The organism is Paenibacillus sp. FSL P2-0089 (assembly GCF_038595095.1).
Classification (GTDB): domain Bacteria; phylum Bacillota; class Bacilli; order Paenibacillales; family Paenibacillaceae; genus Paenibacillus_AQ; species Paenibacillus_AQ silagei.
Genome location: NZ_CP152006.1, coordinates 7,029,424 through 7,043,257, shown reverse-complemented (window position 1 = coordinate 7,043,257; position 13,834 = coordinate 7,029,424). Strand labels below are relative to the sequence as shown.

At 49.9% G+C, this 13,834-nt stretch carries 14 protein-coding genes; 8 read left to right on the top strand and 6 right to left on the bottom strand.

All coding sequences use genetic code 11. The annotated features are described in order from the left end of the window. The first annotated feature begins 26 nt into the window (after positions 1-26). The 4 genes from NST69_RS29915 to NST69_RS29900 all read left to right on the top strand — a co-directional run bounded on the left by NST69_RS29915 (position 27) and on the right by NST69_RS29900 (position 3,383). Positions 27-1,214: a nitric oxide synthase oxygenase gene (locus NST69_RS29915; RefSeq protein WP_340980684.1), complete on the top strand. Its 1,188-nt coding sequence runs from the start codon at positions 27-29 to the stop codon at positions 1,212-1,214. 211 nt (positions 1,215-1,425) lie between these two features. Further along, positions 1,426-1,782, top strand: a complete 357-nt coding sequence (locus NST69_RS29910; protein WP_036722768.1) for a nucleotide excision repair endonuclease — start codon at positions 1,426-1,428, stop codon at positions 1,780-1,782. Between the two features lie 191 nt (positions 1,783-1,973). After that, the gene (rlmN, locus tag NST69_RS29905; protein WP_036722765.1) at positions 1,974-3,062 is read left to right on the top strand and encodes a 23S rRNA (adenine(2503)-C(2))-methyltransferase RlmN; all 1,089 of its coding nucleotides are present in this window, start codon (positions 1,974-1,976) and stop codon (positions 3,060-3,062) included. 33 nt (positions 3,063-3,095) lie between these two features. Then, positions 3,096-3,383, top strand: a complete 288-nt coding sequence (locus NST69_RS29900) for a DUF6509 family protein (protein ID WP_340980682.1) — start codon at positions 3,096-3,098, stop codon at positions 3,381-3,383. Between the two features lie 99 nt (positions 3,384-3,482). Here the strand turns inward: NST69_RS29900 and NST69_RS29895 are convergent, their stop codons facing one another. The 3 genes from NST69_RS29895 to NST69_RS29885 form a co-directional block, all read right to left on the bottom strand. After that, the gene (locus NST69_RS29895; RefSeq protein WP_339252193.1) at positions 3,483-4,235 is read right to left on the bottom strand and encodes an alpha/beta hydrolase-fold protein; all 753 of its coding nucleotides are present in this window, start codon (positions 4,233-4,235) and stop codon (positions 3,483-3,485) included. 13 nt (positions 4,236-4,248) lie between these two features. After that, positions 4,249-5,418, bottom strand: a complete 1,170-nt coding sequence (locus NST69_RS29890; protein ID WP_342547902.1) for an ATP-grasp domain-containing protein — start codon at positions 5,416-5,418, stop codon at positions 4,249-4,251. Positions 5,419-5,514: 96 nt separating this feature from the next. After that, positions 5,515-5,946: a MarR family transcriptional regulator gene (locus NST69_RS29885; RefSeq protein ID WP_342547901.1), complete on the bottom strand. Its 432-nt coding sequence runs from the start codon at positions 5,944-5,946 to the stop codon at positions 5,515-5,517. Positions 5,947-6,172: 226 nt separating this feature from the next. Between NST69_RS29885 and NST69_RS29880 the strand changes: the two genes are divergently transcribed. The 4 genes from NST69_RS29880 to NST69_RS29865 all read left to right on the top strand — a co-directional run bounded on the left by NST69_RS29880 (position 6,173) and on the right by NST69_RS29865 (position 10,753). Then, entirely contained in the window at positions 6,173-7,639 is a 1,467-nt protein-coding gene (locus NST69_RS29880) for an MDR family MFS transporter (RefSeq protein WP_342547900.1), read from the top strand. Positions 7,640-7,755: 116 nt separating this feature from the next. Next, a complete protein-coding gene (greA, locus tag NST69_RS29875; RefSeq protein WP_036691918.1) occupies positions 7,756-8,238 on the top strand; it encodes a transcription elongation factor GreA in 483 nt (160 codons plus the stop codon). Between the two features lie 248 nt (positions 8,239-8,486). Next, complete coding sequence (locus NST69_RS29870; RefSeq protein ID WP_342547899.1) at positions 8,487-9,413, top strand: AEC family transporter; 927 nt, start codon at positions 8,487-8,489, stop codon at positions 9,411-9,413. 122 nt (positions 9,414-9,535) lie between these two features. Continuing rightward, positions 9,536-10,753, top strand: a complete 1,218-nt coding sequence (locus NST69_RS29865) for an Abi family protein (protein WP_342547898.1) — start codon at positions 9,536-9,538, stop codon at positions 10,751-10,753. Between the two features lie 434 nt (positions 10,754-11,187). Here the strand turns inward: NST69_RS29865 and NST69_RS29860 are convergent, their stop codons facing one another. The 3 genes from NST69_RS29860 to NST69_RS29850 form a co-directional block, all read right to left on the bottom strand. Beyond that, a complete protein-coding gene (locus NST69_RS29860; RefSeq protein WP_342547897.1) occupies positions 11,188-11,571 on the bottom strand; it encodes a VOC family protein in 384 nt (127 codons plus the stop codon). A gap of 80 nt (positions 11,572-11,651) precedes the next feature. Beyond that, positions 11,652-12,512, bottom strand: a complete 861-nt coding sequence (locus tag NST69_RS29855) for an AraC family transcriptional regulator (RefSeq protein WP_342547896.1) — start codon at positions 12,510-12,512, stop codon at positions 11,652-11,654. A 146-nt stretch (positions 12,513-12,658) separates the two neighbouring features. Further along, positions 12,659-13,834, bottom strand: coding sequence for an ATP-binding protein (locus NST69_RS29850; protein ID WP_076081452.1), 1,176 nt, complete (start codon positions 13,832-13,834; stop codon positions 12,659-12,661).

Genomic DNA, 13,834 nt, shown 5'->3' with positions numbered 1-13,834 from the left:
GGCAACGCTTGGATAGGAGAGAGAAGATGAAACACACAGCTCCACAGCATAACACTCAGGAGTTGATCGGGCAGGCGGAGTCTTTCATTACGGCCTGCTATCAGGAACTGGGGTTAACAGAGGATGAACGGGACCTGCGTCTGGCGGACATACGCGAAGAGTTGCAGCGCACAGGTACATACAGGCACACGGGAGAAGAGCTGGCGCACGGGGCAAGGATGGCCTGGCGTCATAACAGCCGCTGCATCGGAAGACTGTTTTGGCATTCTCTAGATGTGATTGACGCCCGCAGAGCAGAGACAGTAGCGGAGGTCGCTGAGGCGCTGCTGCATCATATGAAACATGCGAATAACGGCGGCCGTATCCGGCCGGTCATTACCGTCTTCCGCAGTGAAGAGGAGCAAGGCCGTGCTATCCGGATCTGGAATCATCAGTTGATCCGCTATGCCGGTTATCCCGGGGACGGTGAGCATCCGCGTGCCGGTGATCCGGCTTCGGATGAATTCACCGCCGTCTGCCTTAAGCTGGGCTGGCAGGGCACGGGCGGGGATTTCGACATTCTGCCGCTCGTAATCAGCATCGGCGGGGAGGAACCCCGCTGCTTCCCTATCCCGGCAGGACTTGTACAGGAGGTGCCGCTCAGCCACCCGGAGATCCCGCAGTTCACGGAGCTGGGCCTGCGCTGGTATTCCGTTCCGATTGTCTCGGACATGTGCCTGGAGATCGGCGGCATCCGTTATCCGGCAGCGCCATTTAACGGCTGGTACATGGAGACGGAGATCGGCTCGCGGAATTTCGGCGATACGGACCGCTACAACCGCCTGCCTGCGGTGGCTGATCTTCTGGGCCTGGACCGCTCTACGAACACCTCGCTGTGGAAAGACCGGGCCCTACTGGAACTGAACCGGGCGGTCCTCCATTCCTTCAAGCAGGCAGGGGTCAGTATTGTGGATCATCATACAGCCGCAGACCAGTTCGTCCGCTTCCAGGAACAGGAGCAGCAGCAGGGTCGGGAAGTGTCAGGCAAGTGGGGCTGGCTGATTCCGCCGATGTCGCCTTCCTCCACGCCGATCTGGAATGACAACAAGCTGCGTGATTTGCAGCTAAGCCCGCGCTTCGTCTACCGGAAGAAGGAGGCTGATTCTCAGCAGCATGGCGCTGAGGGTGCAGAAGTGAAGGGTTGCCCTTTTCATCAGTCCATGAAGAGTGATTGATCAATAGCTGCCGGGTTTGCGCATCCTGAGGTGAAGGTGAGCACCTTCCTGGCTAATTCGATGCTGTGCAATATGGCGCTTACGCTAGGCATGCCGGAATTGAAGCCGAAGCGCAAGTAACCTATGAGCCAATCTGCACAAGATAGAAATAGTCATGTTACCCTTTCTGTGATACTATTTATTTCTATATCCAATGAGGAAGTGAAGCTTAATGATCAGCATTACCATTCCGTCACCGGAAGTTATTATTTACAAGCAAGCTAACCCTGAGCTGAGCCATATTTACGGATTCACCGATTTCCACCTGATTACCCGCGAAGCCGGCGGCATCTTCATGTTCTACAATGATCAGGACGAGCTGTTGTTTGTGGGCAAGGCCCGCAAGCTAAGACCGCGGATCAAGAAGCATTTCGAGGATAATGTATCCGTGATGAAGCCCCACCGTGATGAGGTTACCCGCATCGAAGTCTGCCTCGTCGAAGATCCGGTGGACAGAGAGATTTATGAGACCTACATCGTGAACAAGCTTCGCGCGAAGTACAATGTCGAGAAGGTTCTGTATAAATAAGGTTTGATGGAAAAGGCGTGGTCCCTGCGGACTGCGCTTTTTATTTTTCCTGCTTCAAGCACCCAACTCCGCAGCGTTTCCTCTTGTTTTAATAAACGAAATTTGAGACAATAAGGTATTGTTGCTGCTAATGTCCCTGTCAAGGTAGAATAGATAGATTGAACTTTAATGTTTTGAAAAGAGGATATGAAATGAATAAAGAATCCATTTATGGATTGACCTTGGAGCAATTGACGGCATGGCTGCTGGAGCATGGCCACAAGAAATCCCGGGCCGCTGCTGTCTGGGAATGGCTGTACCGCAAGCGGATCACCAGCTTCGCCGAGATGGACGGAATGAATCAGGAATGCATAGAGCTGCTGGAAGAGCATTATGTGTTTCAGACGATGGAAGAGCATGTCAAGCAGGAATCGGCCGACGGTACGGTGAAGTTCCTCTTCCGCCTCCAGGACGGCAACCTGATTGAGACAGTGATGATGCGGCAGAAGTACGGCTTGTCCGTATGTGTCACCACTCAGGTCGGCTGTAATATCGGGTGCAGCTTCTGTGCAAGCGGGCTGCTGGCGAAGAGCCGGGACCTGACCAGCGGCGAGATCGTGGAGCAGATTATGAAGGTCCAGCATTATCTGGATCAGGCTGGTCTGGGCCAGAAGGTCACCCATGTCGTGGTTATGGGGATCGGCGAGCCGTTCGATAACTTCCGGCATCTGCTGAACTTCCTGATTACCATCAAGGATCACAAGGGTCTGGCGATTGCCGGCAAAGGAATCACAGTATCCACCAGCGGTCTGGCGGACAAAATCAGAGAATTCGCCGACGCCAATATGCAGGTCAATCTGGCGATCTCGCTGCATGCCCCGAATAATGAGCTGCGGACACAGATTATGAAGATTAACCGGGCGATTCCTATAGAGAAGTTAATGCCGGCGATTGATTACTATCTGGAGAAGACGAACCGGAGAATCACGCTGGAGTATATCCTGCTGAAGGATATCAATGACCGCGAGGAGCATGCGCTGGAGCTGGCCGAGTTGATTGGAGACCGCCGCCAGCTGGCGAACGTCAACCTGATTCCGTATAATCCCGTAGATGAGCATAGCCAATATCAGCGGAGCAGTCGGGAGTCGGTGCGTGCCTTCTTCGATACGCTGAAGAAGCAGGGTGTCAGTGTCAGCACCCGGCTGGAGCAGGGCGTCGATATTGATGCGGCCTGCGGACAGCTGCGCAGCAAGCAGATTAAGAAGACCAAAGGCAAAGCCGCAGATACTGTGTTACAATAATCTGGCAGTGAATTGAGAAATGAGGAATGCAACTTGTTGACATTTACAAGCTACACCGTGGAGAACGTAAGAGATCCATTTAATATCCTAAGCGGCAAGCGATATGAGTTCGTCGTGAATATTGATGTGCCGGAGGAGGATGAGCTGTACGTGGAGAACGGCGTGTCCGCCCGCGTGATTGTCAAAGTGGAAGAAGAGCAGACAAGCATTGTCAGCTACGATCTGCTGGAGACCTCGTCAGGCCAGCTGCTCGATTTCGATATGGAAGAAGATGAGGAAGCCGCGCTGCTTCAATTCTGTTCGGAGCATGTTCCTGCATAGGACAGGGCGGCAGCGGTCTTAAGAAAAGGAACTGCTGATTTCAGCAGTTCCTTTTTTTGTGCAAATCTACAACTGGATTCGCGTTCAAGCCCCGCTTCACTAGCCCAGGCAGCCTTCCACATAATAATGAATCTGCTTGTTCCACCATGGCCAGTCATGGCTGACATCATGGCCCCAGTAGTCGATCCGGGCCGGAATGCCCTTCTGCCCCAGCACCTCCTGAAGCAGCCGGGTCTCATGCAGCATCTCATCCTCATACGCCCCTTGACCGACACAGACGATAATTGTGCTGTTGCGGTACTGGTTCAGATAATGCTCATCCGTCAGGCCCGGCAGGTAATGCAGCGGTGAATTAAGATAGACGTTCCCGCTCATATAGTCGCCGAAGAAGTAGTAGGTGGAGTAGACGCCGCTCAGGGCGATCAAGGTATCGAAATAGTGCGGATAACGGAAAAAGAAGCTGGCGCTGTAATAAGCGCCCATCGAGCAGCCGGAGATCAAAATGCGCTGGTCGGTCCCGCCGTTGTTGTGCTTGCTCTCATGGAGGATGCCGGGAATCAGCTCATGCGCAATATATTTGTCATACTGTTCATGACGGTGTATCCGGTCCTCATTGTTCCAGTGGGTGGAGAAGAAGGTCTCCTCGTCCAGACTGTCACAGGCCCAGATCTGCAGCTTGCCCGCTTCAATGAAGGACGAGAGCGTATCGATCATGCCCGAATCCTCATATTGATAAAAGCGTCCAAGCGAGGTGGGGAAGACGAGCATCGGTTTGCCGGCGTGGCCGTAAATTTTATACTCCATGTCTCTGCCCAGGTTGTGGCTGTACTCCTTATGGTAGCTTATCCTCATCCGTTAACACATCCTATCCCTCTTCTTGTTGAATATAGCCTCTAATGTCTCTGACCTCCGAAAGCTCGGGTGAACGGAACTGATAAGCGCGGTTGCCCATTGCTCTGCTGAAGACCTCTTCAATCTCGTCATAATTGACGATCTTCCCGCCGAATGCATTGTAGATGTCCTCATGGCTGTGAGCGTAATGCTTATGATTCTTGCGGCTGGCATAGCCGGTATAATATTTGCCTTCGTATGGACCGCCGACCTCATTATGCACAACCATGCTGGCCCATTCCTTATACACATTCACATCATAGGCGAAGTTAATCGCATCAGTCATCCAAGCGCCGGGCGGGCGCATATTTACTTCCAGGGCAATGATCCGGCCATCCTTGTGCGATTTGAACAGCTCGATATGGAAGAACCGTTCCCGGATGTCAAAAGCCTGCAAAATGCTCCGGCCCGCCTCCTCGACCTCTGGACTGATCTCCCGCAGACAGAAGTAGTAGAGGTGATTGTCCGTATTGACGACATCCATCACACTGTTCTCGAACAGGTGGCTGACCGCGAAGCGTACATTCCCGTCCCTGTCTACCAGCCCGTCATAGGTGAGGATGACCCCGTCTATGAATTCCTCAATAATGAAGGCTACATCCTCCGGCTTCGTGTCAAAAAAGTGCTGGAGCTCCTCTTCGTTATTGATCTTATACGTGTTACTGGCCCCGGAGCCGAGATCGGGCTTCACCACCAGCGGGAAGCCGGCGCTCTGGATGAAGCTCTCGACGCTCTCACGCGTTGTGCCGGTGGAGAACTGGACGGTGCTTACCCCGCTTTTGCGGAAAAATTCCTTCATCTTGGACTTCTGCTTCAGATTATGGACGAAATCCGACTTAGTGCCGTAGATGTTGAAGTCCGTACGGATCGCAGCATCCTGTTCCAGCCAGTATTCATTCAGCGACTCGAAGCGGTCAATCTTGCCGTATTTATGGGTGAAATAGCCGACAGCCCGCAGAATCTCTTCATAGCTCTCGAGGTTGCTTACCTTATAGTATTCGGTCAGTGCCGATTTCAGCTTGTCCTCCAGCTGGTCATAGGCTGCATCGCCAATCCCAAGCACTGTGGCTCCCTGCTCCCGCAGATGCGTACAGAATTCAGCGCTGTTCTTGGGGAAATGCGGGGAAAAGAAAATAAAGTTCATGCAGACCGGCCCCTTTGACTAAAATATAATTCCGAGTTATTTTGTATGATTAATTCAATCTACCAGCTTCGTCAGTATTCGTCAATCCTCTTGGTGCTATTTTTGCTGCAGGGTACGGTTGAGCCGGGCGAGCAGTCCGCTGAAGAGTCCGCAGTCCTCCGTGGACCAGTCTCCGAAGATCTCCCCGTAGCGCGCAAGCCGGATGTCCCGGGCCTCGGCGAAGGTCTGTGCACCAAGCGCAGTAAGCTGAAAATAGCTGGAGCGCCCATCCTGCGGATCAGGCACCCGTTCCACATAGTTCTTCGCCTCCAGGACACTTGTTTGCCTGCTGATGGTAGAGGTGTCGAGGCCGAATTGTTCGGCAAGCGCCTTAACGCCTACCTTGTCGTGTATCGACAGATGGTGGAGCAGGGTATACGAGGAGCGGTCCAGCCCGCCATGCTTCTTATCCAGCGAGCCGAGGCGGATCAGCGTGATCAGCTCCTGGTTCAGAGCTTCGAGGTGCTTATCCTTCTGTTCATCAGCCATAGTTAGATTCCGTCCTTTACCGGTTACTTTGTCATATGTCTCCCTAGTATAAGTGATAACACCGGCCTTATGCTAAGATCACCGGATATTGCCGCCTTATCATGAAAGAATCATGAAATAAGTCACATTGACTTTCAAACATATAGTTGTATAATACACATATATTAAATTAATTGTATCATACACCTATATTGGGGTGAACCGCAAAATAGAGGAGAGAGCGCCCTTGAGCAGTCCGGCGGCAAAACATTCATCATTCTGGCTGATTATTCTGGCCATTTTTTTCGGCAATTTCATGGCTATTCTCAGTACAACCACCATTAACGTAGCGTTCCCGGTCTTCCTGAAGGACTTCCACGCCGGGATCAGCACCGTACAGTGGATGATTACCGGCTATCTGCTGGCTACCGGCGTCATTGCACCTGTGGTGGGTTATTTCGGGGATAAATGGAGCTATAAGCTTCTCTACGTATTCGCCCTGTCGGGCTTCACCTTGTTCTCGGCACTGTGTACGGTGGCCTGGAATATTCATTCACTGATTACCTTCCGCATTATCCAAGGGATATTCGGCGGTCTGATCATCCCTACCACCATGACGATGATTTATCAGTTTATCGAAAAAGAAAAGCAGGCCTTCGCCATGAGTCTCTGGAGCCTGTCCTCGATGCTGGCCCCTGCCTTCGGCCCGACACTCGGCGGCTGGCTGACCGGATATTTCGGCTGGAAATCGCTGTTCGTAATCAATCTGCCGATTGGCCTGATTGCCATTGTCGTAGCTCTCAAGTGCCTACCCTTCCAGCGGCAGAACACCGGGAGCAGAAGCTTTGATCTGCCGGGCTTCGTCACAGTCATTCTAAGCAGCGCCTTCATTATTCTGGCGTTCAATAAAGGGGGCGCCTGGGGCTGGACGTCATGGAATACCCTGACCTTGCTGCTGATTGGGGCGGCGGCCTTAACGTATTTCATCCGCAGGGAGCTGTCGATCCAGGAGCCGCTGCTGAATCTGAAGGTATTCCGGCAGAGCCGGTTCACCTACAGCCTGATCATCAACTGTGTTATTACCGTTGCGTTATACTCGGGGACCTTTCTGATCCCGGTCTTCCTGCAGGATATCCAGCAGTCTACCCCGCTGAAGACCGCGCTGGTGCTGTTGCCAGGCTCTATCGTGATGGCTGTACTGTCACCGGTGGTCGGCAAGCTGTACTCCCGGATCGGACCGTTCTGGCTGATCCTGGGCGGTATTCTGCTGCTGAGCGCCTCAACCTGGGAGCTTGCCCACATCACGCTGGCCGTGACCCATACCCGTGTGGCGGTGCTTATGGCGGTGCGCAATGTCGGCATTGCGCTGGCCTTCATGCCGGTGACCAATGCCGGAATGTCGGCGGTGCCAAGGGCCATCACCGGCCACGCCTCCTCCGTGACCAACTGGGTCCGCCAGGCTACAGGTGCCTTGTCCATTGCCGTATTCAGCTCGCTGCTTGCTTCCAGATCGCTGGCCCACCAGCAGGAGCTGGCGGATAGGCCAGCCCGGGCAGCCGGTTCTCTGTTGAAGGCGCAGGGGATGACGATGGGCGTGCAGGATATTTTCCTGATCGCTACGGCAGTGGGGCTGCTGGCTATTCCGCTGACCTTTCTCCTGAGAAGCGGCAGCGGCAAGCCTGCAGCGGCCCCTGCTCCGCAGGCAGAGGCTTGAAGCCGGGACTCTGCCGTAAATACTCCTTAATAATGCGTTATAGCGCTTTCTCTTCGCATGTTGGGCGATTATGAGTTAGAATACTATAAAGTGAGCAAATAATAGGAGTTGTATACATGTCTAATAATGACGAAGTATTTTTGACCAAAGAAGGCTTGGCTAAGCTGGAGGAAGAGCTGAGGGAACTGAAGGGAGCAGGGCGCAAGGAGCTTGCAGCCCGGCTTAAGCTGGCGATCAGCTACGGCGATCTGAAGGAGAACAGCGAATACCACTCCGCCAAGGAGGATCAATCCTTCATGGAGACCCGCATTATGATTCTGGAGAAGATGCTGATCAAGGCGCAGATCGTGGATGCCAGCAATATGGATCTGAGTACAGTCAGCGTAGGCTGCATCGTTATCCTCAACGATGTGGAGTACTCGGAGAAGATTGAATATAGAGTGGTTGGCCCGGCGGAAGCCGATGTGCTGGACAACAAGATTTCCTACGAGAGCCCGCTCGGCAAAGAGCTGATCGGCAAAAAGGTAGGCGATATCATCAGCGTCAATGCCCCGATGGGGATCATCAAATACGAGCTGCTTGAGATCAAAATGCTATAAAAGGAAGACCTAACCGAAATTCCGTGGCCCTTAATTTAAGGGTGCGGGATTTTTTTTATGTTTTGGGGTCCCCGCAAAGTACCTGAGTCAACACCTACGCTAAAGCTCCACTTTGTGGGGTTATTTTGTCTGCACGCGGCGGGAGTCATAGGCAATTGCTATCAAGGATATTGCTTCCTTGTCTTAGACGCTCCCTGCCAAGGAGGGTTATAGTAGAAAATAACTACTACATAGAGGAGTCCTGGCTTGTGATTCAGAATGTACTCACGACACTTGTTGAGGTCATCGTACCGCTGTCCATTCCGGTGGCCGCCGGAGCGCTGCTTGGACGGTATAAGCAGCTCGATACGAAGCCTCTGCTGACGCTGTATCTGTATTTTCTCAGTCCGGCTATTATTCTGGACACGCTGGCTACGGCGGATATCTCCTTCGATGATGTCTATAAGACACTGGGCTTCTCGCTCATGAACCTGTTTATGCTGTGGGGTGTGGCGACCCTAATCGGTAAAATGCTGAAGCTGGCTCCGCCGGAGGCCGCCGGTCTTACGCTCATCTCCACCTTTACGAACAGCGTCAATTATGGCCTGCCGCTGGTGCTGCTGGCCTTCGGCCAGCTGGGCCTGGACAAGGCATCGGTCTATGTCATCGCCCAGATGGTGATCGTGAATACGATCGGCGTGTATTTTGCCGCCCGGTCACAGTTCTCCGTGCGCAGCGCGTTGAAGTCAGTCTTCTCGCTGCCGGCCATCTACGCCGCCATCCTGGCGCTGCTGCTGCGGGCGCTTGGCCTGCATATGCCGCATGAGCTGGCTTCGGGAGTGTCAATGGTCGCCGGTGCGTATTCGCCAGTTGTGCTGGCGATTCTCGGCGCACAGATGGTGAAGGTCAGAGCCGCACACACGGAGCGCAATGTGCAGCTGGCCTTCTGGACAGGGCTGACCGTCCGGCTGGTGCTGGCTCCGCTGCTGGCCGCGCTGGTGCTGCTCGCCCTGAACATCACAGGCACCCTGTTCTCGGTGCTGCTGATCCTGGCTTCCATGCCGGTGGCTGTCAATTCCGTCGTCCTGGCCGAACGCTTCGGCAGCTCGCCTGCGCTGGTCTCGCGCTGTATCGTCTGGACGACGCTGGCCTCCTTCTTGGTTCTGCCGGTGCTGATTGCGGTGGTGGGGGGATAGGGTGACAGGGGACTGCTGTTAGGGTGAAGCTATTCATAAGTAGGGCGCAATTTATTATAGTATTTACATTGTCTATTAATAGATTCTAAATTTTTGTAGAATAGTTAGAAGGGGGGATTTTGGTGCCAAGAGACAAAGCATTTAATACTATTTTTGATCAGATTCGGTTATTGAAAAATAGGGGTTTGCAAATTAATAATTTGAGTTCTGCTAAACAACATCTTACAGATAAGAACTATTTTGAGCTTATAAATGGTCATGAGACATTATTACTTGATGAACCAAAAAATTTACCTAAGAAATATACTAAAAAGTCATTTGATAATTTTTTAAAGCTGCATGATTTTGATAAACAATTATCGAGCCTAATACTAAAGAAAATTTCTGAATTTGAAACAAAATTAAAAACATCAATTTCATATAATTTTTGTAAAAATCATTGCTCAACTTTAGCAGAAAATAATAATTACATAGACATTAATTATTATAATCAACCAGGATCGACCGACGGCCCAAAACAATATGTAAATTATTTTTACAATTCAACGGATCAAGAAAAAACACATAAATTATTTAGAAGTAATTATAAGTACAGAGGGAAATTTAAAGGTACATTTAACGGAACTGTAACGTATCAACCTTCAAAGACAATATTAAAGGGAGTCTTTACCGGTCGTTTTGGATCTTTTTCAATAAGAGAAGTTAAAGCGGGTATCTGTACATTCTATAATTCAAACCAAAGAACGCTTTTAGCCGCACTGCATACTGTAAGTATAACTTCTGGATCAACTGTATCCCTCAACATAAATATACAAAGAGAAGAAACCATACAAGGTCTAAACTATATTGATGATTGTAAGCTGAAATTCCCTTATATTAATGAATATAATAATCCACCATTCTGGGTTGTTATTAAAACACTCATGTTAAACGATTTAATTATATTAATGTATGGATTTAAAAAGCGTACTCTTGATGCCATTTTAAGAGATTTTAATTTGAAGCCCTACGAGAAGGAGAAGTTCTTAAACTCTCTAGAGATAATTAGAGAGTTACGAAATTCCTGCGCACACTTTGAATTGGTCAATCGGTTCAGGACATCTCAAAACTTAAAAATAAATAACCATCTAATTTCAGAGTTACACTTATTACCTATGAGATCACAGTATGTAATTAAATTATTTGATGTATTAAATGTGTTAAGAATGTATATTGATTTATCAGAAATAAAGTTGTTTTTACATAGTTTTTGGAATAATGAAATTAAGTATGGTAATGATGATATTACGCATGCTTTGTTTGAAAGGATGGGAAATTCAAGAATAGATGAATGGATATAGGCTGGATTGACTTTAGTACGAATATAAGCTAAAATAAATACATATAATAACGAATAGCCAAGACGGCGTGCCAAGCTTGCGTAGCTTGCTAAAAGTCCCTAGCCACCTTAATTTTAAATTAAGGTGGCTTTGTATTTTAATATTTCCATAATATCTATCACCTAACGACGTTTGTTTTAAGGAATACATATATTCTCTTTCGCCTTTACAATGTTACGGTGATCCGTATCATAAATAGCGGCAAGCTATCTGGAAGAAGAACAGGGTAAATTATACATCGGCCAGTACAGCACGCAGACGTCTGCGTGCTTTTTTCGTGCCACCGTAATAATGAAACGAGAGAGTGTGCAAAACAAAATTACTACATTAGACCAAATTCAGAGTTTAGGCCTATTTTCCAAGTGGAATTTTCAAATAGGGTAGAATGCTAATTATTAAGACACAGGTACTTCACTCATCAAGGCATGTACATTCTGGTCGGGGTCCTGAAAGAACGTCATCCAGGTTGCGGTTTGACCCATCTCAGCCACTTTATGCGGCTTGTCCAGGAAATTTACATTCCGCCCGGCTAACGTTTCGTACGATGCTTGAATATCGTCAACCTGGAAATAAAATACCGAGCTGGGATGATCGAACCGCGGGTCTTCAGCAATACTCAAGACCATCTGAATTCCGTTACACTCCAGGAAGGTCATGTTTGGGATCTGAAATAACAGCTTTAGTCCTAGAGTATCTTGATAGAACCGGGTGGCTGCCTCCATGTCATGTACCCGAATGGATATTTGCCCAATACCTTTGATTTGAAATTCTGAATTCATGTGAATATCGCTCCCTTGTTATAGTGTATGTTCCACGCAGTAAATGTAACATGTGCGGATGAAGCGTTACTTTTCCAAAATCACTTTTTTCTAAACATCCGGGGTGAGAGTCCCGTTCTTTGTTTAAAAACCTTATTGAAGGAAGAGACATTGTCGAAGCCAACACTTAGGCTAATCTCGGTTACACTGCTTTCCGTTTGAGCAAGGAGACGCTGTGCTTCAAGTATCCTTTTTTCGAGGATGAACTGGTGTGGCGTTCTTTTGAAAAAGTGGCGGAAGTTGCGGATCAGATGGTTTTTAGAGAGACATGAGACCTTTGAGACTTCTTCAAGGGACACGTTTTGGTTGTAATACGCATGTAAGTACTCGTATGCTACGGTCAACCGCCGGAACAGCTCCTCTCTGGTGGCCGGGCGCGTGCCGGGGACGGTATTAATTTCTTGAGAAATCTTCTGGTGGACGTTAAGCATTGCCTGAATTAGACTTTGATATTGTTCATCGACCCAGAGATTCTCGCTACCGAGTGCAGGTAAGGAATTCTTGAAGTTCTCGAGAAGTGGAGTTATCAGATGACTATTGCGGTATGACTTGGTGTGAAATTGCAACGGGTGCGTTGTTTCTGAAAATGGATCGTCTAAGGACTTCTCTATTCCTAGATGAACGGCTCTATGAATCTCTTCAGCAAAGCCAGTCTTGAAAAATACACAAAAAGAGTCGACTTCGGTTTCTGACTCAATGGCTATAGCGTACTGCTCCCCTTCATTTAGCAGGAGGTAGCCCTCTCGCTCAACAGCATAATGGCCGAGTTTTGTTTTGTAATAGGCTCGGCCATTCCGAAATGTCTTTAAGGAAAGGGGGCCAGTGCCTTCCCAATGATGAGTTGTACTTCGCGCTTGCAGCACGAAGTTCCGCTGGAACAAAGGGAATCTGGAGGTTCCCATCTATAGAGTTCATCCCCTTCCACAGTTGGTTCATTCCATTCTACAATAGTCCACAGCAATAACAAAGAAGCTCCCTCTTCATGATCTGAAGGGGGAGCTTCTTGTATACAGTGAGGCTGCTTCATGCTGAACAATAGGCTGAACCCTCAATCCGGCTGGCCTTCAGCGACCTGGATGGTGAAGATGAAGGTAGCTCCGCCCACTAGACCCGGCTTGGCATAGATCGTTCCGCCCATGAGGTCGACCAGCATTTTGCAGATGGACAGCCCGAGGCCGGTTCCGCCGAACTTGCGGTTGATGGTGGCTCCGATCTGGGTGAACGGCTGGAACAGATAGTTCATCTTATCCGCTGGAATGCCAATGCCGGTATCTTCAATAATGAATTCCAGCTCCAGCAGCTTATCCATAGCCTGCCGGAGATGGACATGCACTTTGACGCCGCCGGTGATCGTGAACTTGATGGCATTGCCGATCAGGTTATTCAGTACCTGGCGCAGACGGTTGGGGTCACCAATAAGCAGGGCAGGAATGTCAGAATCAATAGAGGTCTCCAGGGTCAGGCTGCGTTCTTTCGCCAGAGCCCTGAACAGATCGACCGTTTCTTTGATGCAGGAGTGAAGATTGAACAGCTCGTAATCCAGCTCCATTTTACCGGATTCGATCTTGGTGAAGTCCAGGATGTGCGTAATGACAGAGACAAGCGCGTGACCGCTGGTATGAATGATTTCGGCCATCTCCTGGTCGTCAGCGGACAGCTCGGAGGAACGAAGCACATCCGACATGGCAATAATCCCGTTCAGCGGGGTGCGGATCTCATGACTCATCATGGCAAGGAAGCCGCTCTTGATCCGCAACGCCAACTCGGCCGTCTCCTTCAGCTCGGTCAGGATGCCGTTGGCCTTCTCCAGCTCCTGCGTTTTGAGCTGCAGCTCCTTGCGGGTCTGGTAGAGACGGACGAAGCCGTCAATCTTGCTTTTTAACACGGTCGGATGGAACGGCTTGGTCAGATAGTCAATGGCCCCGGCCGAGTATGCCAACATATAGTTCTCCAGCTCCGAGGTCAGCGAGGTTAAGAAAATAATAGGGATATCCCGTGACTTCTGACGCATCTTAATCCGTTTCGCCGTTTCAAATCCGTTCATGCCAGGCATGAGCACATCCATAATGATCAGGGCGAATTCCTGCTCCAGCAGACATTTTAGAGCATCCAGGCCCGAGAGGGCTTGAACCAGCCGGTAGGGTGAATCGGCCAGCAATGCCTGAATGGACAGGAACTCGTCTGCCCGGTCATCTACAACCAAAATATTAATCGGATACTCCAT